The organism is Vibrio superstes (assembly GCF_003569005.1).
GTDB classification, from domain to species: domain Bacteria; phylum Pseudomonadota; class Gammaproteobacteria; order Enterobacterales; family Vibrionaceae; genus Vibrio; species Vibrio superstes.
Genome location: NZ_BCUR01000004.1, coordinates 648,248 through 670,952, shown reverse-complemented (window position 1 = coordinate 670,952; position 22,705 = coordinate 648,248). Strand labels below are relative to the sequence as shown.

General features: G+C 45.1%; 16 protein-coding genes. 6 read left to right on the top strand and 10 right to left on the bottom strand.

The window, feature by feature from the left end; genetic code table 11:
• Together recC and D5I41_RS11045 are read right to left on the bottom strand one after the other, a co-directional pair.
• Positions 1–3,432, bottom strand: a complete 3,432-nt coding sequence (gene recC, locus D5I41_RS11050; protein ID WP_119009837.1) for an exodeoxyribonuclease V subunit gamma — start codon at positions 3,430–3,432, stop codon at positions 1–3.
• Between the two features lie 74 nt (positions 3,433–3,506).
• Positions 3,507–4,472: a TDT family transporter gene (locus D5I41_RS11045; protein ID WP_119009836.1), complete on the bottom strand. Its 966-nt coding sequence runs from the start codon at positions 4,470–4,472 to the stop codon at positions 3,507–3,509.
• 104 nt (positions 4,473–4,576) lie between these two features.
• On the opposite strand from D5I41_RS11045, the gene D5I41_RS11040 reads away from it, so the two are divergent.
• The 4 genes from D5I41_RS11040 to dapD all read left to right on the top strand — a co-directional run bounded on the left by D5I41_RS11040 (position 4,577) and on the right by dapD (position 7,768).
• The gene (locus tag D5I41_RS11040; RefSeq protein ID WP_119009835.1) at positions 4,577–5,509 is read left to right on the top strand and encodes a LysR substrate-binding domain-containing protein; all 933 of its coding nucleotides are present in this window, start codon (positions 4,577–4,579) and stop codon (positions 5,507–5,509) included.
• A 54-nt stretch (positions 5,510–5,563) separates the two neighbouring features.
• Positions 5,564–5,857 (top strand): YebG family protein, encoded by a 294-nt coding sequence (locus D5I41_RS11035; protein ID WP_017029109.1) that lies wholly within the window; start codon positions 5,564–5,566, stop codon positions 5,855–5,857.
• A gap of 72 nt (positions 5,858–5,929) precedes the next feature.
• Complete coding sequence (locus D5I41_RS11030) at positions 5,930–6,571, top strand: MarC family protein (RefSeq protein ID WP_119009834.1); 642 nt, start codon at positions 5,930–5,932, stop codon at positions 6,569–6,571.
• A 165-nt stretch (positions 6,572–6,736) separates the two neighbouring features.
• Positions 6,737–7,768 carry a 2,3,4,5-tetrahydropyridine-2,6-dicarboxylate N-succinyltransferase gene (gene dapD / locus D5I41_RS11025; protein WP_119009833.1) on the top strand — a complete coding sequence of 344 codons (1,032 nt, stop codon included), beginning with the start codon at positions 6,737–6,739 and terminating at the stop codon, positions 7,766–7,768.
• Between the two features lie 53 nt (positions 7,769–7,821).
• On the opposite strand, the gene D5I41_RS11020 is transcribed toward dapD, so the two are convergent.
• Positions 7,822–9,972, bottom strand: a complete 2,151-nt coding sequence (locus D5I41_RS11020) for a heavy metal translocating P-type ATPase (protein ID WP_208639143.1) — start codon at positions 9,970–9,972, stop codon at positions 7,822–7,824.
• Positions 9,973–10,238: 266 nt separating this feature from the next.
• Positions 10,239–11,543 (bottom strand): dicarboxylate/amino acid:cation symporter, encoded by a 1,305-nt coding sequence (locus D5I41_RS11015; protein ID WP_119009832.1) that lies wholly within the window; start codon positions 11,541–11,543, stop codon positions 10,239–10,241.
• A gap of 435 nt (positions 11,544–11,978) precedes the next feature.
• Here D5I41_RS11015 and D5I41_RS11010 point away from each other — a divergent pair, with 435 nt between their 5' ends.
• On the top strand, positions 11,979–12,980 hold the full coding sequence (locus D5I41_RS11010) for a substrate-binding domain-containing protein (protein ID WP_119009831.1): 1,002 nt from the start codon (positions 11,979–11,981) through the stop codon (positions 12,978–12,980).
• A 49-nt stretch (positions 12,981–13,029) separates the two neighbouring features.
• On the opposite strand, the gene D5I41_RS11005 is transcribed toward D5I41_RS11010, so the two are convergent.
• The 4 genes from D5I41_RS11005 to galM form a co-directional block, all read right to left on the bottom strand.
• On the bottom strand, positions 13,030–14,256 hold the full coding sequence (locus D5I41_RS11005; protein ID WP_119009830.1) for an ABC transporter substrate-binding protein: 1,227 nt from the start codon (positions 14,254–14,256) through the stop codon (positions 13,030–13,032).
• A 300-nt stretch (positions 14,257–14,556) separates the two neighbouring features.
• The gene (locus tag D5I41_RS11000; protein ID WP_017242546.1) at positions 14,557–15,405 is read right to left on the bottom strand and encodes a carbohydrate ABC transporter permease; all 849 of its coding nucleotides are present in this window, start codon (positions 15,403–15,405) and stop codon (positions 14,557–14,559) included.
• Positions 15,405–16,319 (bottom strand): carbohydrate ABC transporter permease, encoded by a 915-nt coding sequence (locus D5I41_RS10995; protein WP_119009829.1) that lies wholly within the window; start codon positions 16,317–16,319, stop codon positions 15,405–15,407. The genes D5I41_RS11000 and D5I41_RS10995 overlap by 1 nt, the downstream gene beginning before the upstream one ends.
• 267 nt (positions 16,320–16,586) lie before the next feature.
• Positions 16,587–17,657 (bottom strand): galactose-1-epimerase, encoded by a 1,071-nt coding sequence (gene galM, locus D5I41_RS10990; RefSeq protein ID WP_119009828.1) that lies wholly within the window; start codon positions 17,655–17,657, stop codon positions 16,587–16,589.
• Between the two features lie 295 nt (positions 17,658–17,952).
• Here galM and D5I41_RS10980 point away from each other — a divergent pair, with 295 nt between their 5' ends.
• The gene (locus D5I41_RS10980) at positions 17,953–19,296 is read left to right on the top strand and encodes an MATE family efflux transporter (protein WP_186811107.1); all 1,344 of its coding nucleotides are present in this window, start codon (positions 17,953–17,955) and stop codon (positions 19,294–19,296) included.
• 48 nt (positions 19,297–19,344) lie between these two features.
• Here the strand turns inward: D5I41_RS10980 and D5I41_RS10975 are convergent, their stop codons facing one another.
• Positions 19,345–21,486: an alpha-galactosidase gene (locus tag D5I41_RS10975; RefSeq protein ID WP_119009825.1), complete on the bottom strand. Its 2,142-nt coding sequence runs from the start codon at positions 21,484–21,486 to the stop codon at positions 19,345–19,347.
• A 63-nt stretch (positions 21,487–21,549) separates the two neighbouring features.
• Positions 21,550–22,635 (bottom strand): ABC transporter ATP-binding protein, encoded by a 1,086-nt coding sequence (locus tag D5I41_RS10970; protein WP_119009824.1) that lies wholly within the window; start codon positions 22,633–22,635, stop codon positions 21,550–21,552.
• Positions 22,636–22,705: the final 70 nt, after the last annotated feature.

Genomic DNA, 22,705 nt, shown 5'->3' with positions numbered 1-22,705 from the left:
TTATTTCGATTTTTCTTGCAGTCGTTCTTGCGCAGGCAACAAGACCCTTTCAGCTAATTGATACCCACCTTGTTGCAAATCTTCGCTCCATTGTGGCCACGCACGCTGAATGTACATATCATCCGCTTCACCCGAGTTATAATCATCACCAAGGGCTGTCGCGCTAAATTTTCCTATTGCAGCATCTCTGGCAACTTCGGTATCACCCTTCTTCGATTTCTTAACAAACTCTTGTGTTGCAGCATGGGCCGAACGAGGAAAATAAGGCAATGGGTTAGTCATACCCTCAAAATATAGCGTGACAAGATCTTGCAGAAAACCCAATGCATCTTGCTGTTCAATAGCCGCCAAAGAAAAGTACTCAATCTCTTTTTTACTTGATATACCAATAAGATGACTCGTCACAGCCACACCTGAAGCACAAGCACACAGGTGTTTAATCCACGCTTGCAAAATATCCTTGGAGCGAACACGGCCTACGCGATAATGAACAAGGCCAGAGGCATAATGACTATCTATCCAACTTGTGATGGTTAGCCACTTATCACGGTATTGCACCTTCAAGGAGACAGGTAACGAAGGCTGTTTATTACTGGTATAGAATTCAATCTCAGCGACCAACTCCTTCATGGCATCTTGGTTCTCAGCGACCTCTAAGTCGCCAAAGTTTCCAATGGGTAATTGCCCTGAGCTACGGTAATAATGAGCCACTTGCTCCACTTCTGCACCTCCACCGTTTAACATGGCCGCGACAATTTCATCGCGTAGCAAATAGCGCTCAAGTCCGCCTAAGGAAAAGGGCTCCTCATCTTCAATCAGCTCTTTTTCACTGTTAAACCATACCTGAAGCCTTTGATTGAAGAAGTACTTTACAGGCAGTGACCAAAACGATAGCAGTTGATCTAGTTCAATCTCAGATAACGCCTCTCTCTCCATAAAGTAATCGGATAAAGGCGTACTCAACTTATCAGATTGAGAGTAAACCCCGTTCACCACAGGCAACCACTCAGCAGCAAAGCTTTGACTATTTTCAAAAGCCTCACGACTAAATGGGGTCATGCTGTGATGCGAGGTAAGATGTTGAAGTAAGTGCTTACCTGAGTCATCTACAGACAGAGACTCGTCGCCATCAAGACAGTAATTTTGTGAACAGTACTCGAGTAGCTCGGTCACCAAGATCGAGGGTAAGCATTCACTATTATCGAGAATGGACTGCCCTATGTAACTGATATACAGACCTTGTTGAGCAGAAAGTAGCGCCTCCAAGAATAGATAGCGGTCATCATCACGACGGCTTCTATCACCGATGCGACTCTTTACCGTCATCAAATCAAAGCCTTCTTGGGCAACCGTGCGAGGATAAATACCGTCGTTCATTCCCAGTAGACACACTACGCCAAACGGGATGGAGCGCATTGGCATTAGGGTACAAAAGTTCACTTGTCCGGCTAAAAATCGCTGACTGACACGGGAGCTATCCAATTTATCTTGCAGGTACTCAGAGACCACTTGATGACTCAAAGTCGCATCTAAACCAGACTCAGTAGTTTGCTGCGTCAACAAAGACAGGGCATCACGAATACTGGTTAGGGCTATCTCATTTTCAATATCTAGATCAAAGAAATCATTGGCCAAGGCATTCAGCTGTGTCTGCCACTGCGTGCTATGCTGAGGCTCATTGAGAGCACTGCGGTAATGCAATACCTTATCAATGAAGGCCGCAAGTTTTCCTGCAAGCTCAGCCTGCATTCCCTCTATTTGCTCATAAGGCGCTAACCTGCCACTACTCAGCTCTAACGGCTGACAGATGGCCGACATGCTGTAGCCTAGTAAAATACGTTGTAAGCCAAACACCCAGGTATTCTGATTTAGACTAGGCAGTTCAAATTCAGTGGCGGTCGAGTCATCAAGCCCCCAGCGCACACCCGCTTCTTCTACCCACAAATTAATCAGTTCAAAATCTGAGGCCGATAACCCAAAGCGTTGCAGTATTGCTGGGGTTTCCAAGATCTCCATCATCTCACTGCGACCGCAGCGACTGTTAGGCAGATCCAATAGCTGAAGAAACGCATTTAAGATAGGCGTCTCTTCCGCCACACTTCGGTCGGAAATTGAGTACGGAATCCTTCTATCACCGGTCGCGTTGCCAAAGATGGCATTGATCGCCGGAGAATAGGCATTGATATCCGCTACCATCACAATGATATCGCGCGGCTTTAGTGATGAGTCTTGATTGAATAAATGTAGAAGCTGATCGTGCAATACTTCCACTTCACGAGTAGCACTATGGCAACAATGTATGGATAGAGAGCGGTCGTGTTTCAATACCCCCTGCTTATGCAGGCTTTGCTCTAGCTTAGTATCATCTTGATGTTGATTGAGTTGTAAAATATCTTGCTGAATGTTCTGCAACAGCGTCGTAGCATCAAGATCAACAAAGGCTTCAACCTCGTTACTATCAAGCTCAGATAATAGATGCAGGTTATCACGCCCTTGCTTACCCATGGAGGCCAGTAGGTTATTGCTGATGGCATCATGGTGAAACTCTGGCAAGGCATTGTGTTCGATATCACCTTTAAGTACTGGGACTCCCTGCTCCTCACTCAACTCTTGTCCATGCCAACGAATGCGCGGCCTCACTTTAGCTGCCATTTTCGCTAGAGTGCGCTGGTCTTTAATATCTCCCCAGTAATAACGACATGGGTTATGGAACATCAGATGCACATCAATATGCTCACCTAAGGCTTTTAGCGCTTCCAGATATTTGGGTGGTAAAGAGCTAATGCCAAACACAAATAGGCGCTTGGGAACATTGTCACTGTTTATCTCTGACAAGCTTGCCAGTGTATCAATGAAGTCTTGATACAGGTTTGCACGGTGATACTTAGACTGACCGAGTTGCTCAGTAAAGCGATACAACTCACGCCATAACTCACCCTGCCACAAGCCTTGTTCTTCGAGCTCAGCTGGATGCTCATTGTTTTCCCAAGCGGTGATGTAGTCAGGGCGATACACTAAATAGCCATCGAAGATATCGGCAATCTTGCCCGCCAATTGAAACAGCTTTGAGTTGTCCTCATCGCGCTCAAGGTAAGACGCAAGGGAGGAAAATTCGTCCTGTTCAAGTTTACTAGGTAATACCTGCATCAACTTCCAAGTCATCGCCTCTTTATTGAAGGCACTACGCTTAGGAACATCAGGCAATACTTCGATGAACATCTGCCAAATAAAGGTCGCTGGAAGAGGGAAATTGAGATTAGCAGCAATCCCCATATCCTTGGCCAATTCCATCTTTAACCACTGAGACATACCTGGGCTTTGCACCAAGATTTGTTCTTGTTCAAAGGGAGACGATAGGGGTTGCTGACGAATAAGTGCAATCAGTAGAGATTTGAGAAGATCGATTTGATTTGAATGATAAACAGTAAACAAGGCTGGCTCACAATCCGTTGAATCAATTGCAATAAGATTACCACACCCTAGTGCAATTGATGTCTCAAAGTGAGTTATTTAAGACTCACCTCTAACCTTGGTTGAATCAATAGGTTATTTAAATATTGTATCGCTACATAACCTACTACTAGGGTCGCTACTGCTAGTTCAACCAATGCTATGCCATGTACTTGTTCAACATACTCAGCCGGTACACCAATTTCGCTCATCCATGCGACCACTTTAAACAAGGCCGTTGCGCTGATGACTAGAGGGAAGGTGAAGGCTGCATACGCTGGGCTAAATGGCAGTCTTAACAAGCGGTAGAAAGCCATATAAATAACCGATGTCATTAGAATGGCAATACCAAACAGCAAAGCCACAATAACAGGTGATGGTGACTCAACAAAAGAGAGGTAACCTGCCAATGAAAGGCTTGCAGGAGCGGCTAAAATAGCGATGGTTGGCTTTGCCGCATCTTGAACCAGTTCAGAGAATATAAAGCGGTAAATCATTACTGGAAGCATGACCGCGTAAGTCGCCATACCAAAGTACAAAGTGTACTCACCAATCCAATGCAATGATGAACTGCCTGAATAAGTCAGCGCGGCTACAACAATGCCTACCGGTGGTACGAACCAGCTTGGAACCATATGGTGCAGCTCAAAGTTTTGGCTTCGATGAAAAACAAAGCTCACCAAGAACACAATATGCAAGGCGACAGACATCACCCACATTAGGTTACCCAGCCATGTTACATGTTGTCCGATGGCATACGACACCACCATGCAACCCATAGCAAAAGTAGGCACTACACTCCCGACAACGGGATGTGAAAGGTCTTGTTTTAGTAGATGCGAATGAAGCAGAAATTTTCCCGCTAAAACGGATAAAAGCACGGATGCAATAATAGCCCCTGTGATTTGCGCATAACCGCCAAAAACACCAAGATTTTCCAAGCTCCATCCTAGACTGGCAATACCTAGAGCCAACCCTGCCATAGGGGTGGGTGCGTTGGCTAAACGAGATTGTGTTTGCATTAGGTTACTCCGCTCATGATTTACTTGATGCGCTTAGTTTACTCTTGAGCTATGTTTATTAATATTTAAAGATTTAAAACCAACGTTAAGTAAAGCAAAACATTATGATTCCATTTACTCTACGTCAGTTAGAGGTATTTACCTCTGTGGCCAAAGCCAATTCTTTGTCTGCTGCAGCCCAGACTCTATTTTTATCCAAGGCTGCCGTGAGCCTGTCTCTCAATGAGCTCGAAAACCAACTGGGTCATACCCTATTTGATCGAATCAACAACCGATTGATCATAAACAGTGAAGGCACAAAGCTACTGCCTATTGCTGATGAACTACTACATCGAGCACACTCGATTCAGGGCTTATTCCATAACACTGAGACCCTTGATGGTGAACTTCGATTGGGGGCAAGCGATACCATAGGTAATCAACTGCTGCCGTTTCTTATACGAGACTTCAAACAAGAACATCCGGCAGTCGAGTTTAAAGTCTTATTATCAAATTCCTCTGACCTAGGTCAGAAAATACTCGATTACCAGATTGATATCGCCTTTATCGAGAGCAACGAAGATTCACCAAAGCTCGTTCATCATCCTTTTGGTTTTGATCAGATGTGCGTGATAAGCCAAGCCGATCATCCCCTTTCAACAAAAGAAGCCCTTACCTTTAGTGACCTTGAAGATATGAAGTGGTTACTAAGAGAAGCTGGGTCTGGTTCTCGCGACTATTTCATTAATCATATCGCCGAGCATTTATCCCGTTGGCAGGCAGAGTTTGAGCTCAGTAGCAGCGAAGCAATCATCAATGGCGTAACCGCAGGTCTAGGTCTTGCGTGTTTGTCGGAGCTATCGGTAGATAGCGCAATAAAGGCGGGCAAGGTGAAGAAACTCAACATTAGTTTGCCTCTTGAGCGCTCCATGCAGATCGTTTTGCACAAAGACAAATACTTAAATCCGTTACTCAATGCATTCCTACAATACAGCCTTGAATGGCGTTTAACCGATCACCCCACAAAATCACCAACTCGGCTAGACTGTAAAGAGTGATTTATGTATAAATAACCAGTATTCAATTTATAAACAATTTAATGAGGATGGACCATGGCTGTTATCGTCAAGTACGTGGTAGAACGCAACGGAGAAGAAAAGATGACTTTTACCTCGAAAGCCGAAGCGGACGCATATGACAAGATGCTGGATATGGCAGATGAATTGTTCGAGCTTTTGGGCAATAGCGAAATCATCACCGATGAAGGCCAGCAAGAAGAGTTGTCTATGTATCTAGCTAAGCACAAAGAAGAGGTTCTTTACGCTCTAGGTGCTAAGCGCAAACCTGCGCCAAAGAAGCCAAAGGTTGAAGCGGTACCTGATTCGTCGGAGTCTGACGCTGCGTAAACGTTAACTCAATTAGATAAGGGCTAATAACTTGGTCCTTATTTGATCTCATCTTTCACGACTAGGGATGTTATGAAAGAAATAATCCTACACACCATCACTGTATTCATGGGCTTCTTTGCCATCATGAACCCTATCGCTAATACGCCAATCTTTCTTGGCTTAACTAATGGAGCAGATCATGCAACAGTAAAGTCTGTAGCACTTCGCTCTGTCATCATCGCCTTTATTATAGTGACCATCTTTGCCATTTCAGGAAAGATCATCTTTGACCTGTTCGGTATAACCCTTTACGCACTGCGTATCACTGGAGGCATATTGGTGTTTATGATTGGCTTTAATATGCTTCAAGGTAAGAGTGAGCATACTCAATCCAACAAAAACCTCTCCGCTTTGGAACAAAAACAGGCAGCCCTTGGTATAGCCGTATCCCCCTTAGCCATGCCCATATTAGCGGGCCCAGGAACCATAGCAACAGCCATGAACTTTGCGGCAGTAGGAGGGAACTTTGAAGTCGTAATTACCATACTCGCCTTTGGTGTATTGTGCGGAATAACCTTCTTATTATTCGTTTCTGGTGAGGCCTTGATCAAGGCACTTGGCGCTAGTGTACTCGGTGTAATCACTAGGATGATGGGCTTAATACTTGCTGTCATTGGTATGCAAATGTTCATTGAAGGGGTACATCAAGCCATGACGGCCCTCTCTTTATAAAGCAAATCAGCATTTTGTCAGTTTTCGTGATTTAGCTCTTTTCAGCCTGCCTAGGCTGTTATAGTGTATGGCTAACAACAAATTTGAGAGGTGTATCTCTTAATTGAGTTGCATTGCAACTCGACTGACTTGATGCACTAGAGCACTTTATATGGAGATTAATTGATGTCTTTCTTTGCACTAGCACTCGGTAGCGCGACTAAAAACCGTGATGGCAAAATTATTGAAGCTTTCTTCCCAACCCCTATCTTGAACCCTACAGCAGAACTTGTTGCAGCGGTAAAACAAGCAGCGGGTTATGAGCAAGGCAACCAAAGCTTAGAAATTACTTCTGAGCAATGTGCATCACTTGCAAGCGCGTTTGAAAGTAATGACCAAGCGGAAAGTGCAAATTTTGCATCAAAGGCAGCGGTATCTGAGCAACCTGTGGTTATCGTTGTACTTGAGAGCGATGAAAAACCACAGTCTGTTGCTGAGGGCTTCCTTAAGCTACAACTGATCTCTCACCGTCTAGTTAAGCCACACGGCACTGTACTTGACGGTATCTTCGGTCTTTTGCACAACATCGCATGGACTAACGAAGGCCCTATCGACCTTCCAGAACTGGCTGATCGCCAAATAGAAGCTCGTCTTGCAGGTCGCGCTCTAAGCGTAGATTGCGTAGATAAATTCCCTAAAATGGTGGATTACGTGGTTCCCGCTGGTGTGCGTATTGCGGATACGTCTCGCGTTCGTCTTGGGGCACATGTGGGTGAAGGCACGACTGTTATGCATGAAGGTTTCATCAACTTCAACGCTGGCACCACTGGCGTTAGCATGGTTGAAGGTCGCATCTCCGCAGGTGTAATGGTCGGTGACGGCTCTGATATCGGCGGTGGCGCATCTATCATGGGTACGCTATCTGGTGGCGGTAAAGTGGTTATCTCTATCGGTGAGAACAGCCTACTCGGTGCAAACGCAGGTCTTGGTTTCCCACTAGGCGATCGTTGTACTATTGAGTCTGGCCTTTACGTGACCTCGGGCACTAAGGTGCGCATGCTGGACAACAATGGCCAAGAAGTTGAAGTGGCAAAAGCTCGTGATCTAGCAGGCAAGTCTGACCTACTGTTCCGTCGCAACTCGCAAACGGGTGCCGTTGAGTGTCTAACCAATAAGTCTGCAGTCGAGCTAAACAGCGAACTACACAGCAATAACTAATCATTGTACAAACAAAAAAGGGCAGTGCTTGCTAAAAGCACTGCCCTTTTTATTTAGGCTTCGATTTTCTCACGTAAAAGACGCAGAGCATTGAGAGTCACTAACGCTGTGGCTCCGGTATCAGCAAGCACAGCAGCCCAGAGGCCAGTAACACCTAGCAGAGTCGTTACGAGGAAAAACACCTTGCTACCAATAGCTAACGCGACATTTTGGCGGATAATGGCCATCGTCTTTCTAGATAGTTTAACTAAACCTGGAATTGATTGCAGACGATTATGGGTAAGAGCGCAATCTGCGGTCTCTAGCGCCACATCCGTTCCATTGCCCATCGCAATGCCTACATCAGCCGCCTTAAGAGCAGGTGCATCATTGATACCATCCCCTACCATTGCAACAGAACCTGATAGTGATTTCAGCGCTCTAAGTTTGTCCTCTGGCATCAACTCGGCTTTGTAATCCATACCCACTTTAGCGGCAATTACCGCTGCAGTGCGTTGGTTATCCCCTGTCATCATGACGCTTTGAATACCCATTTCGCGTAGAGCCTCAATAGCGGCAACAGAATCCTCACGCAGAGTATCTTGAAGGGCTATCAGTGCTACTGGGCTGTCATCTATGGTAACAACGACAACAGTTTGGGCATTTGACTCAAACTCAGAAGTCAGACTTTTAAATTCAGCAGAAAGGTCATCTATATGCCTTGGCGCCAATACCTGAACCGCCTGACCATTCACTAATCCCGAAGCACCAACGCCAGAAATACTCATTGCATTGTTCGCTTCAGGCACAGTGAGATTACGCTTCTTCGCTTCGTTAACTATAGCTACCGCCAACGGGTGCGTAGACTTGTTCTCCACAGCAGCTGCTAATACTAGGTATTCTTCTTGACCATAGAACTGAGTAACCTCAGGCTGCCCTTTAGTTAAAGTACCGGTTTTATCAAATGCAATCTTATCAATACTACCAAGTTGCTCTAGAGCCAAACCACCTTTAACCAGCGCACCACGTCGAGTCGCATTGGCTAACGCAGAAGTGATAGCCGCTGGAGTTGAAATGACTAAGGCACATGGGCAAGCAATCAGTAACAGCGCCAGTGCTTTATAGACCCATTCATGCCAAGAGGCATCTAAGAATATAGGCGGTAACACCGCAACCAACAGCGCAATGACCATCATCAGTGGCGTGTACCAGCGGCTAAATTTGTCGATAAATCGCTCCACTGGTGCTTTCTTTTCTTCGGCTTCTTCAATCAAACGTACAATTCTATCAACGGCACTATCACCTTGCTCTGAAACTACTTTCAGACGCACCGTTTTTTCTACCACCAAACTGCCAGCCATCACCTTTGTTTTTGACTTCAATTCGATAGGGAGTGATTCTCCGGTCAACGCACTTTGGTCAAATAGACCATGGCAACTCAAAAGCTCCCCATCCACAGATAAGCGCTCGCCCGGTAGCACTTCGATTTCATCTCCAACTAAGATGGAATCAACCGAAACGGTTTCTATCTCACCATTTGCTTGCACATGCTTAACTGTGTCTGGTGTAAGAGACATTAGTTTTTGCACACCACTTCGAGCCCGATTTGCGGCGATACCTTCTAACTTTTCACCCAGCATGAACAGCAGCAGCACCATTGTTGCCTCTAAGGTTTCTCCTAATACCAAAGCACCAACAACAGCCACTGACATTAACGTTTCTATAGAGAATGGAGATCCATTTCTTGATAACGAAACAGCTTTGCGCGCCAAGGGGATAAGTGCGAACAACGCAACTAGGTATAGCATTCCCTGCTTTAGAGCAGGATTCACTAGCCCAGCTAACATGGCGATAGCGAACAGTAACGCAGTTATAGCCAGTTTCATGTTTTGAGATATAAAGCCAAATAGCGTTGAGGATTGATTTTGGGCAGGCTGAGTATTGTCCACCACAGAAAATCCAGCATCTTTAATCGTCGCCTTTATGTCTTCAACCTTTAGCTGCGACGAAGCGGATACTATTAAGCGCTGTGTAGAAAAGGCAACACGAGCGGCAACCACGCCAGTTACTTGCTCAATGGCTCTTTCTACCTTTGCAGCGCAACTTGGGCAGTCCATCCCCTCAAGTTGCCAACTTAATCTTTTACCCACCGCTTCCAGCGATTTTGGTGACTTATTTTGAGCAGAGCAACATGTTGAGTGGCTACAATCGTGGGAGTGATTCATCAATCAGCCTTATGTATGTGATGTGAGTTCGATACTTGATGTGAAAAATAACACACTCTAAGAGTGAGTAATTGCCTTTTAATGACATCTTGATTGCGTGTAGGTGACAATCTGTTGCAATTCATTTCTGAATCATCAGGCCAGAGGAAAGTAAACTAGGTAGGATCTCAAAGGCTAGGAATATTATAAATTCTAACTAAAGAATTCATTTTTTATGGGCATGAAAAAAGGGAGCCGAAGCTCCCTTAATAGGTAATCTGCTAAGATTATTTGGTTACTGGATGAAGATGAACTTCTTCTTCTTTCTTACCAGCCTCTGGGTTGTTGAATGTATCCACATCCAATGCACCTTCAGACTTACCAACAATAACCGTAACAGCACTGTCACCAGTGATGTTTACTGCAGTACGAATCATATCAAGTAGACGGTCAACACCCATAATTAGAGCGATACCTTCTAGAGGAAGACCTACTTGGTTCAATACCATAGCCAGCATGATTAGACCTACACCAGGAACACCTGCTGTACCGATAGACGCTAGCGTTGCTGTTAGGATAACCGTTAGGTAGTCACCCATGGTTAGGTCAATATTGAATGCCTGTGCAATAAAGGCTGTCGCCACACCCTGCATGATAGCAGTACCATCCATGTTGATGGTTGCACCTAGTGGTACAGTGAAAGAGGCTACGCGGTTCTTAACACCTAAACGATGAGTAGCGGTTTCCATAGTGACTGGAATCGTCGCATTTGAAGAAGCGGTTGAGAATGCGAACATTACCGCATCTTCCATCTTCTTCAAGAAGTTAAGAGGATTAAGACCTGTTGTTGCTTTTAGGATAAGCGGGTAAACCACTAGACCTTGAATCAGAAGTGCAGCAGTTAGAACTAGGAAGTACTCACCTAGGTTCATGATTGCGCCAAGACCAATCGTCGTGAACAGCTTCGCCATCAGGAAGAATACACCGTATGGTGCAATGTTCATTAGAAGCGCCACTAGCTTCATGATCACTTCGTTGATGTCTTGGAATGCAGCAGCTACACGCTCACCTGTTTCACCACAAGCACTGATCGCGATACCGAACAATACTGCAAACACAATGATTTGTAGGGTGTTACCCTGTGCCATTGAGTTAATTGGGTTAGTCGGGAACATGCCTACAATAACCTGACCCAGTGATGGGGCTTCAGTTGCAGCAAAGCTTGTCGCAGCAGCAAGGTCTGCACCAGCACCTGGCTGGAATACAGTACCCATAAAGATCGCCATTGTGATTGCGATCATTGTAGTTACTAAGTAAAACGCGATTGTCTTACCACCTAGACGGCCTAGCGTGGCAATGTCCTTAAGTGAGCTAGTACCACAAACCAGTGATACAAACACCAAAGGCACAACCAGCATTTTCAAACTAGCGATAAAAATTGAACCACCTACGTCAAACAAACCATTGACTAGATAGTTATTAATAAACTGGTTTTCGCTAAAAGCTAATCGAATGATAAAGCCTGTCAGGATCCCTAAACCCATACCGAGAATTACTCGGGCGGTCAGTGACATTTTCTTATCGGTATTCATCTATGAACACTCCTATTTATCTTATAATTTTTGCTTTGAACGGCTACAAAGTCGCGAGCAGGTTAGCAGGCGAATAGCTGATATTTATTATCATTTGGCTTAAAAAAAATAAAAACGCGATCAAGATCACACGATGTCACCTCTTCAAAGACCCTACAACACTGTATCTTTACAAAAAAAACACATTAGCGATTAAAAATTAAACGCTAAATGTTTATAAAATCACAGTGATACAATAATTAACCACCTTAAGCTCTCTTAAGCATAAAAACCATGCAACGGGGTGATGAGCACCCGGTAACTGATAACGTTTACAATACTTAGAGCGTTATTTTTATTAGACTTATCTCATGAATAGATAACTCGATTCGGTTTATATTGATTCGTTTACATTTTATTCGTTTAATAAAATGAAGAATTATTAGGACGCAATGTATGGCAACGATAAAAGATGTCGCAAAATTGGCAGGGGTTTCGGTCGCAACCGTATCAAGAGTCATCAACAACAGCCCTAAAGCGAGCAAAGCCTCCGTTCAATCAGTCACGACAGCAATGAAATCGCTTGGCTATCGACCTAATGCCAATGCTCGAGCGTTAGTCAGCCAAAGTACGAATACCATCGGTGTATTGGTGAGCGATGTTGCAGACCCTTTTTTTGGTAGCCTAGTGGGTGCGGTTGATAAAGTGGCTAGAGAGAATGGGAAGCATATTCTTATCGGTAATGGCTATCATGACAGAGAGCAAGAACGCCAAGCCATAGAGCTACTTATTAATAGTCGCTGTGAATCGCTGGTCATCCATGCAAAGGGACTCACAGACGAAGAGCTGATTGACTATGCCAACGAAGTGAAAGGTTTGGTGGTAATCAACAGGCACATAGATGCCATTAGCTCTCGTTGTATTTCTCTGGATAACTATAAGGGTGCCTACCTAGCAACAGAGTACCTACTGAAGCAAGGGCATACGCAAATTGCGTGCATCGCTTCATCACATGCTATCTCTGATACAGAAGAGCGCATCAATGGCTATAAAGATGCACTGACTGACTACAATCAAGTACTCCCCGAGCACTACACTGAGTTTGGTAACCCAAATAACCATGGCGGCGAAGCGGCCATGACTAATCTGTTGGCTAAGTCTCTATCCATTACTGCCGTAGTGGCCTATAACGATTACATGGCGGCTGGTGCTATGTCGATATTGGATGAAAACCACCTCTCCACGCCTGAAGACATCTCCATTATTGGCTTTGATGACGGTCTAATTGCTCGCTATGTGAAGCCTCGCCTGACGACCATTCGTTATCCCGTCGAGTTAATGGCAGAAAAGGCGACGGAACTTGCCTTACGCTTAGCCAGTGATGCTCCGATTTCCGAACACCCACTGCGCTTCTCACCCACACTAGTAAAGCGCGATTCAGTAAGCCCCTTAAAATAAAAAAAAGCCCCTTCTATTGTATAGAAGGGGCTTTTACTATCAGGAGGCGCTATTTAAAGGTGCGTGCTCTTGTCTTCTCTAGTCTTTCTAAGATTTTCTCGATGCGATCAGGATGCACCATAAACTCTTGGAAGCCTTTCATACCCTCTTTTGCCATTGCAGGATCGGTATCTCGGTCGTAGAACTGAGCAGTGCCATCGGAAGCAGCCAGCATTGCCACACCTTTATCCAAGAACGGGTCAGACTTAGCTTTTGCTTTACTATTGGTTGGGATCTGAAGTAGTAGCTCATTGATCAACTGCTGATTCTCAGCCTGTGCTACAAACTCTAGGAACAAACGCGCATCGTCTTTATTTTTCGCTTTGCTTGGAATGTGTAAGGTATCCATTGGTGCGTCTTCTGCCATACCTACTGCCGGATCGATCACTGGGAACTGGAAGAAGCCCATCTTGCCATCGAGTTCCTCAGGGAAGTTTGGCGTAATAAAGTTACCCATTAGGTACATTGCAGCCTGTCCGTTATATAGGAAAGGTTGCGCTTCCTGCCATGAATATGAAGCGTGATTTTTCAGGAAGTAGCCGGGCTCCACCAGCTCAGCCCAATTCTCGAATGTTTTCTTCACTCGGTCATCGGTGTAAGGCACCTTGCCATCCATCAACTGGATATGGAAATCTAAACCATTGGTACGCAAGTTGAGGTAGTCAAACCAGCCTGCCGCAGTCCAAAGGTATTTAGTACCAATGGTGAACGGAGTCACGTCATTCTCTTTTAACTTAGCCGATGCCGCCTTTAGCTCATCCCAGGTTTTGGGCTCTGCAATGCCATGCTTATCAAAGATATCTTTACGGTAATAGATTCCCCACTGATAATAGGTGTATGGCACACCATATTGCTTTCCATTTACCGTCATCGCAGGCGCTGCAGACGCAAAATCTTGCACCATATTATTGTCTTTCCAGATATCACTGACATCTTCAAACAAGCCACGATCTACAAACGTTTTCATACGGTTACCCGCATACCAGAACACCACATCCGGCGGTGAGGTCACTAGCCAGTTGCGAATTGTGGTCTTGTAAGACTCGTGGTCATAAAGGTTATATTTAACCTCGATTTCTGGGTTGGCCTTTTCAAAACGGTCAACAATCTCTGCCCATGCTTCTTTTGGAGCCGGATCTGACGCATCAGAGTTGATGACCAGAGTTCTTGCCTGAACTGAAGTTCCCAGCATAGCGCTCAAGGCTATACTGGCAGAGAGTAGCTTCACGTATTTCATAGTTGTTCGTCCTTATCAATAGGGTCTGTTGACCTTTTGAGGTTGTTTTTGTAGCGATTTGTTGGGTATTTATACAAGGCAGTCACTTTTAGGTGTGGTGGTTCCACATGAAAAGTGGCTAACGCGGTAGAAATGCCCAACAAAGCGCTACCCTGCGGGCTCGTCCAGAAGCCATTTACTCTTCGTTGAGCGCCTTTTGCTTGGATGACTAGGCGGCAAGTCCCTCGCCTTGATTAAATGGCTTCTGGTCGAGCAAAATTTAATCGCAAAAGGTCAATAGACCCTACCTATCCGACCGAGTTACTTGGTCGCTCCTAGGGTTAAACCAGCAATAAAGTGTCGCTGCATAGTAAAGAACAGCACGACTGGGGGAATCGCGGCTACGACTGCTCCAGCTGACATAAATTGCCATGACGCTAACCACTGTCCCTGCAAAGAACTCAAGCCCGCTGTAACCGGCCTCACCTCATCACTTTGCACCAGCACTAGCGCCCAAAAAAAATCATTCCAAATAAAGGTAAATACCAGTACAGCCAAGGCCGCCAAGGCTGGCCGGACTAAAGGCAGAACCACATACCAAAATATGCGCCACTCCTTAACTCCTTCTACTCGCGCAGCCTCAATCAATGCATCAGGTATCCCAACTATAAAGTTGCGCATAAACAGTGTGCAAAATCCGGCTTGAAAGGCGATATGGAAGAAGATCAGAGCCCAGTGCGTATCGTAGAGACCAAACGCGATGGTTAAATCTCTCACTGGGATCATTAAGATTTGAAACGGCACAAAGTTGCCGCCGATGAATAGAGCAAAGATCCAGATATTGGCTGAAAAACGGTACTTTGCCAGAGCAAAGCCTGCCAGAGTCGATAACGCCACTGCACCCGCAACTGCCGGCAAGGTGATCATTAAGCTGTTGAGGAGGTAGTCACCCATCGCCGTAGAGGTAAAGACCTGCGTATAGTTCTCCACCATCTGAGTGTCTTCTGGCCAACCCCAGTAGTTACCCTTGTTGATATCGTCCATGGAGCGTATGGAGGTGAGCATTACGGCAATTAAAGGAAGCAGCCACAAGACTAGAGCGATAGGTAGGGCAACACGATAGCTCATGCTGGCTAGCGCCCCTGATTTTTGAATTGGTTTAGGAAACATTACTTCTCACTCCTTAGCATGCGCCATAAAAAGTAAGCGATGTAGATATCCATGATGAGGAATAGCACCACTGCAACCGAGGCGCCATATCCCATTCGATAATTGAAGATCGACTCTTCGTACATTTGATAAGCAAGTACGCTAGAACTGCCCCAAGGGCCACCAGCGGTCATAGTGGCAACCAAGTCGAAAGAACGCAGTGCGCCAATCACTGTCACAACAATAGCGATAAAAGTGGCAGGCCTTAGCTGAGGCAGAACGATAAACCACAACATTCGCCAACTTTTAGCGCCATCCAAACGAGCGGCTTCGATCTGTTCGGGATCAAGATTGTTCAGACCCGTTAAGTACAAGATCATGCAATAAGAGATTTGAGGCCATAGACCTGCGGCTATGATTCCGTAAGTGACTAAATTTTCATCGGCCAAAATAGAAATAGGGTCGAAGCCTAGTGCTCCAATAGCAATGTTAAACAGGCCAAACGATGGATCGTAAAACCAAGCAAACACAAGGCCAACAACAACTTGAGAGATAACAAAAGGGAAAAAGAAAAGTGATTTTACAACGCGGATCCCCCTCACCTGTTGATTCAAGAACAAGGCGATCATTAAACCAATAGGCGGGGCTAGCATAAAAAACACCAGCCATAAGGTATTATTTTTCAACGAGGTATAGAATGCCTCGGAATCAAACAACTCTCTGTAATTATCAAGGCCTACCCAGGTCTTCTCGCCTAGGCCATCCCATTCAAAAAAACTGAGCCAGATGCTCTGAAAGATCGGATAAACAACATAAACACAAAACACCAATAACGCCGGCAGCAGAAACAGCCACGGCGAAAGTTTGGAGCTTGCCTTTTTTTTGCTTACCGGAGGGCGACCTTTTGCAGTCTCATTCGCGAGAGATGGCTGCATATCGATACTCCAAAAATCACTTAGTTATAGAGGTGGAAACCTCAGCAGCAGGCGGCACCTGCAACAATGATTTGAGTGTAGACCCCAATTTATAGACCGATATTAGAGAGCGTTCATTTTGTTACCTATGTGGCAGTTTTTTCACCAATTTCTGAGAAAAGTGTTAAGTGGTAAGCTATTGAAATTATTATAGGGTTTTTCTATTGAGTAGAAATGCAAAGAGGCACTCGAAAGTGCCTCTAACTTCTAAAAAATCTATGAAAAAAACTACATATTATTGAAGAACTGATAAATCGTACTGTGACTATAGATTTCGCCTTCTCGAAGGACGCAACTCTGACGTGGCCACAATGGATGATTAGGACTGTCAGGCAGATACTGGGTTTCCAATGCCACCCCACCGTAAGTATCGTACTCTCCATCAATACGATTTGGAGTACCTTGTAAGAAGTTACCAGTATAAAGCTGTACAGCCGGTTTTGTGGTGAACATTTTCATTGTTAGCAGGCTATCTGGAGAGGTTACCGTTGCTGCACACTCCCCTTCTAAGCACTCTTCACTGAGTAAGAAGGAGTGATCGTATCCGTTACACAGCTTTTGCTCTTCATCCAATAGTAAATCTTGACCAATCACCTTCGGCGACAAGAAATCAAAGCCAGTATCCGCAACGTCACGCAACTCACCAACAGGGATGCCTAATTCATCGGTAGGTAAGAACTGGTTGGCATTGACACTAAGTACATGACCTAGGCAATCTTCGCCAGAGTCGGCGCCCATCAAATTAAAGTAGGCGTGGTTCGTTAGGTTCATCAAGGTTGGTTTGCTTGTTGTCGCGGTATAACCAATCTTAACCTCATTGAGTTCAGTTAACTCATAAGTGACTATAACCTTGGCCTCACCAGGAAAGCCCTGGTCACCATCGGCAGATACAATCGAAAACTGAATACGTTGCTCAGTGGCAGCGTCTACGTTCCAACGATATTTATCAAAGCCAATTTTACCACCATGCAGCATATGGCCAGTTTCGCTGACTTCTATCTGAAAAGGTGTGCCATCGATGCTGAACTGGCCGTTAGCGATGCGATTGGCGTAACGACCTACGGTCACTCCCATGAAGGCTGAGTGCTGGTTAAATTTGTCCATAGTATCGCAACCAAGGAGAACCTCACGCATCTCATCTCGAACTGGAACCTGACAGCTGAGCCATGTTGCTCCAACATCCATAAATGTCGCCACCATGCCATGGCTGTTCTTTAGTTGATAAACGCCTGCGGGCTGTCCATCACTGGCAATACCCTTGCTCAAACTTTCTAATAAGTGAGCATGTGAAATGGTCATTGAACTCTATCCTTTAAAGTGTGCATTTTACGCGTGGCTAGCCCCGTAAAATCGATATTCTTTGAGATAAAGATAACAATAATCACCAGGTAGGTATCTATTCTAATAGTGGTTATGACTAAGTCATCACGCATTGTTTTTTGAGTTTGTTGGTTAAGTTCAAAATCCAACATCTTTGTGCTCACGACTGCCTGATCATTCATTGATAATTTTGATGAAAACTGCGTATTAATCAATGCATCAAAATTATGATATCTGTATACTTGCGCACCAATTAAAATCCCGTACACATTTTATGTCTGATTCTTCACAAACCATGAATAAACGAATGAATATCGTCGCCTTAACCTGGCCTATATTCGTCGAGGCATTATTACGCAATGCCCTGAATACCAGTGATGTGTTCATGCTAAGTGGTTACTCAGATCTTGCCGTATCTGCCGTTGGCGTTATTTCGCCGATCAGCTTCTTTATTATCATTGTTTCTATGATGGTCAGTACCGGTACAGGCATCTTAATTGCTCAATATAATGGTGCAGGGCGCTCCTCTGACTCTGAACATGTGGGGATTGCGAGCGTCATACTAGGGTTTGCCGTATCCATTATTCTTGGCTGTTTCTTCTTCTTTTTCTCAGACAACATAATTGGGCTATTTGGCCTTGAACCACAGGTTGCTGAATACGCACATCAGTATCTGATCATCAGTGGTACGTGTGCCGGGTTCGTTACCACCAGCGTAGTCTTTTCTACCATATTACGTAGCCATGGTTTCTCACGCTCCCCAATGTTGATTAATCTAGTGTTTGGCGTTTTAAACGTGATTGGTAACTACTGTGTGTTGTACTCTCCATTTGGCTTACCGGTTTACGGTGTACCTGGGGTGGCAACCGTCACAGTGATCAGCCAGTTACTTGGTGCGATCTGTATGTGGTACCTTCTGATCAAAAAAGATCTCAAGCCTAGATTGAGTAAAGCAACTGAAGTGCTTTCATCAACCTATAAGAAAATACTGCGTCTAGGCGTGATGAACGCAGGAGAGATCCTCTCGTACAACCTTTCGCAGATGGTGATCATTTATTTTGTTGTGCAGATGGGCACCGCATCACTGACGGCCTTTACCTATGCACAGAATTTGGCTCGCTTTACCTTTGCTTTCTCTTTATCACTAGGACAAGCCAGCCAGATCCAAACCAGCTATTTTGTTGGAAAAGGTTGGAATGACAGCATACTGATTAAGGTTCAGAAATACTTTGTGGTAGGCTTTCTCGCCTCTGTGGGAGTCAGCACCCTCTTCTACCTTGGCAGCGAAACCCTACTTAGGGTGTTCACCGAAGACCCAGAAGTAATAACCCTTGCTGTGGGCTTGATGATGGGCTCAATACTACTTGAAGGTGGTCGTGTATTTAACCTAATCTTCATCTCTGCGCTTAAAGGAACCGGTGACGTGAAATACCCTGTACAGGTAGGTATCTTGTGTATGTGGGGATTTGGCGTAGGACTCACCTACGTATTTGGCATCTACTTTGGCCTAGGCGTTATTGGCGCGTGGCTAGCTATTGCGGCAGATGAGTGGATACGCGGAATTATCATGGCATTCCGCTGGCGTTCTAGGATTTGGGAACGATTTAAGCTGATTTAACCATAAGGGCGAACTCAATGAGTTCGCCCTTATGGTTCAACGCTAGGCTCACTCACACTTTACAAAGTGAACTAACAAACAGGTTTCAGGGTCTTGTATCGGCAGTGATAGACCTACTTGCTTTAGCAGACTACCATGTACTTTCACCTCTTGATTGCTACGCAGTTGCTCAATCCAATTTGGGTAGTGTTTCATTATCCCTTCACCATGTTCGGGAAGTTCTAACAAAAACACATGATAACTGGCGTTTTCATCAAGCATGTCCAATAAAACCGGCTCAGGAAGCGAATAGTCGGGCATCGCCTTTTGACAGATAGCCAGCAACAGCTGGGTATCATCGTAGGTACCATAGGTATTTCTGGTAGTCTCACAGCTATCAATCACAAACGAATGCCCTCTGTGCAGAAGTGTTCGATGCTGTTTATGAAGCTCTATGTATTTTGCAAATGCCCTGCGCTGTTGAGCGTTTTCTTTAACAGGGTCTAGCTCTACACCCATATGACCAAACAGTGCCGTGACACCTCGAAAATTAATACTATGCTGGCGACGTGTGGTGTGGCTGCGGGCAGGACCAATATGACAGCCTAATACCTCCGGTGGAAAAAACAGGCTCATGTTCTGTTGTATGGTTTGTCTCTCGAGTGCGTCGTTGCAATCTGAGCTCCAGAATCTATGGGTACGCTTAAGCACTTCATAATCCATTCGACCGCCGCCAGATGAACATGACTCTATCTCTACCTCAGGGTGAGCAACCCTAAGCTTATCAACCAGACGGTAGAAGGCTAAGGTTTGCCCTCTAATACCAGCCTTTTCTTCATGGCTGGGCTGAAGCAACTCTCTGTTCATATCCCATTTAACGTAGGCGATATTGTGCAGGCTCAATAACTCATCAAGACAACGGTACAAATAATCAAAACACTCAGAGATTTGTAGATTGAGCACCAATTGATTGCGACCTGTAGTCAGTGGATAGCCCGGTGTGCTTAACACCCATTCCGGGTACTTTCTATATAGGTCTGAGTCTGGGTTTACCATCTCAGGCTCAACCCAGATACCAAACTCCATATCCAATTTATTTATGTGCTCAATCACAGGATTAAGCCCCTTGGGATACTTTGTCTTATCTAAAGCCCAGTCTCCAAGCGCGGCTTTGTCATTGTTACGTCCTTTAAACCAACCATCATCAATAATGAAGCGTTCAACTCCCATCTGAGCCGCCTCGCTTGCCATCTGACAGATATAATCAGGGTCGTGCTCAAAGTAGATACCTTCCCATGTATTAAGGTGAACGGGTCGAGGTTTATCTTGCTCAAGTACCAAGATATTTTGACGAACATAGTTATGATTCGCTTGGCGTAATCCATTAAGACCGCTATCGCTATATGAAGCATACAGCGTTGGTGAGGTGTAGCTTTCACCCTGTTTAAGACTGACCTCTCCAGGCATCAGTAATTCACCTGCTTGCACAAAGCGCCGACCATCACTTTTGGCTTCTGCTCGCCAATGATGATTACCGCTCCAGCCTAGATGAAAGCCCCATACCTCACCGGTTTGGTGGGTAAAGGCTTTATTGCCGACGATACAACCTGGAAAGTATTCATGTGAGGTGCGTCCTCGGCGATTCTCTTGGGTAAAAACGCCATGCTCAATATTGTGCCGCTGAGATTGAAACTCTCGACTCCAGCGACCAGAAAATGACATCACCTCTTTGGCTCGATAAGGGATAGGGATAGTGAAAGCCAATTTGTCTAATTGAAAATCTACTTCGTGATGGTTGGTGAGGCGGATTGATTTACTTAGCACACCGCTTTGTCCATCGAGTATCAAGTCGATCTTAACTGAAAGTTTGGCAAGTTTATCCGCGCATTCAATCGTCAAACACTCTCCGGTGAGGGTGTGACTAATATATTGAAATACAGGAGCCCAATTCTTACCTTGATGGTGCCCCTCAAGCCCAGAAGAGCCGAAGCTGCCACGTCCAATTTCAGGACAAAGAGTGACTGGGACATCCACATCTAGCCGAGCTTGGGATATAGCTCTGTCGATAATGGCTGCAAATTCTGCCTCAGAGGTTAGCGTGGGAATCGCCTTTCCCCAGTATACAATCTCTGGAGCAGGCGATAATCTGACGATGAGTGAAGATACTTGGCTATTGAGTTGCACAAACTCTTGCGGCAGTTCTTGAGACATAATGGCTCCTATAACGCAGCCTCAAAAATTGCTCATGACCGCTGCGTCATTGATAACGGTAGGCTAAAGGTTAGTAATGCAGTTATTCTCGAAGAATAGGTGACAATTTTCCGTATCAAAGCTTAGTTGTAATTCATCGCCACGCTTGATTTCCCGATCGCCACTGACATGTACCTTGTAGTTGTCATACCCCCCCACCTGACCAAATAAATAGGTGCTGTTGCCCAAACGCTCAACGGCATGAGTAATAAAGTGCAAGGAGTGCTCACCATTTTGCTCAATAGAAAGATGCTCTGGACGAACGCCAAAGGTCACCTTGTCCCCCAACTCAACAGAGCTGACATCTGCAGGAATAGAGAACACTTGGTCATCAGGAGTTCTTATGGTTGCACTGTTGTCCACCATATCGACCACAACCGCAGGCAACATGTTCATCTTTGGAGAGCCAATAAATCCCGCGACAAATTCATTTGTAGGTCGATTATAAAGCTCTAATGGGGAGCCTACCTGCTCGATATTACCTAGACGTAGCACCACGATCTTATCTGCCAATGTCATCGCTTCGACCTGATCGTGAGTAACATAAACCATGGTATTCTGAAGCTCATCATGTAAAGAAGCAATCTGCAATCGCATATCTACACGAAGCTCTGCATCAAGATTTGAGAGAGGCTCATCAAACAAAAACACCTTTGGATCACGCACAATTGCACGACCGATAGCCACCCTTTGACGCTGACCACCCGATAACTCTTTAGGCTTGCGATGCAGTAAACTCTCCAACTGCAAAGCTGTTGCTGCTGCCATGACCTTCTCCGAAATCACGGTTTTATCGACGCCATTCATGCGCAAACTAAAGCCCATATTCTCTTCGACCGTCATATGAGGGTATAAGGCATAGGTTTGAAACACCATGGCAATACCGCGCTCTGCAGGGTCAACATCGTTAACCACTTCACCATCGATCTCCAAGGTGCCAGATGTGATCTCCTCAAGCCCTGCAATTAAGCGAAGCAAGGTAGATTTTCCGCATCCTGACGGGCCAACAAAAACGACAAATTCACCGTTCTTAATATCAAGGTCAACACCATGGATGATTTCAGTATCACCAAAGGATTTAACTAGGTTGGTCAGTTTTATGTTAGCCATTATTCGTTCCTTGTTGGCCTCAATCTAATCAAGGCGACTTAATACCAACCGAACTAAATAGTTGGTCGTT

Bases quoted from the DNA above. Each gene is read 5' to 3' on its own strand.
- D5I41_RS11045 (WP_119009836.1), bottom strand. From the start codon at position 4,472: ATGCAAACACAATCTCGTTTAGCCAACGCACCCACCCCTATGGCAGGG.
- D5I41_RS11040 (WP_119009835.1), top strand. From the start codon at position 4,577: ATGATTCCATTTACTCTACGTCAGTTAGAGGTATTTACCTCTGTGGCC.
- D5I41_RS11035 (WP_017029109.1), top strand. From the start codon at position 5,564: ATGGCTGTTATCGTCAAGTACGTGGTAGAACGCAACGGAGAAGAAAAG.
- D5I41_RS11030 (WP_119009834.1), top strand. From the start codon at position 5,930: ATGAAAGAAATAATCCTACACACCATCACTGTATTCATGGGCTTCTTT.
- dapD (WP_119009833.1), top strand. From the start codon at position 6,737: ATGTCTTTCTTTGCACTAGCACTCGGTAGCGCGACTAAAAACCGTGAT.
- D5I41_RS11020 (WP_208639143.1), bottom strand. From the start codon at position 9,972: ATGAATCACTCCCACGATTGTAGCCACTCAACATGTTGCTCTGCTCAA.
- D5I41_RS11015 (WP_119009832.1), bottom strand. From the start codon at position 11,543: ATGAATACCGATAAGAAAATGTCACTGACCGCCCGAGTAATTCTCGGT.
- D5I41_RS11010 (WP_119009831.1), top strand. From the start codon at position 11,979: ATGGCAACGATAAAAGATGTCGCAAAATTGGCAGGGGTTTCGGTCGCA.
- D5I41_RS11005 (WP_119009830.1), bottom strand. From the start codon at position 14,256: ATGAAATACGTGAAGCTACTCTCTGCCAGTATAGCCTTGAGCGCTATG.
- D5I41_RS11000 (WP_017242546.1), bottom strand. From the start codon at position 15,405: ATGTTTCCTAAACCAATTCAAAAATCAGGGGCGCTAGCCAGCATGAGC.
- D5I41_RS10995 (WP_119009829.1), bottom strand. From the start codon at position 16,319: ATGCAGCCATCTCTCGCGAATGAGACTGCAAAAGGTCGCCCTCCGGTA.
- galM (WP_119009828.1), bottom strand. From the start codon at position 17,657: ATGACCATTTCACATGCTCACTTATTAGAAAGTTTGAGCAAGGGTATT.
- D5I41_RS10980 (WP_186811107.1), top strand. From the start codon at position 17,953: ATGTCTGATTCTTCACAAACCATGAATAAACGAATGAATATCGTCGCC.
- D5I41_RS10975 (WP_119009825.1), bottom strand. From the start codon at position 21,486: ATGTCTCAAGAACTGCCGCAAGAGTTTGTGCAACTCAATAGCCAAGTA.
- D5I41_RS10970 (WP_119009824.1), bottom strand. From the start codon at position 22,635: ATGGCTAACATAAAACTGACCAACCTAGTTAAATCCTTTGGTGATACT.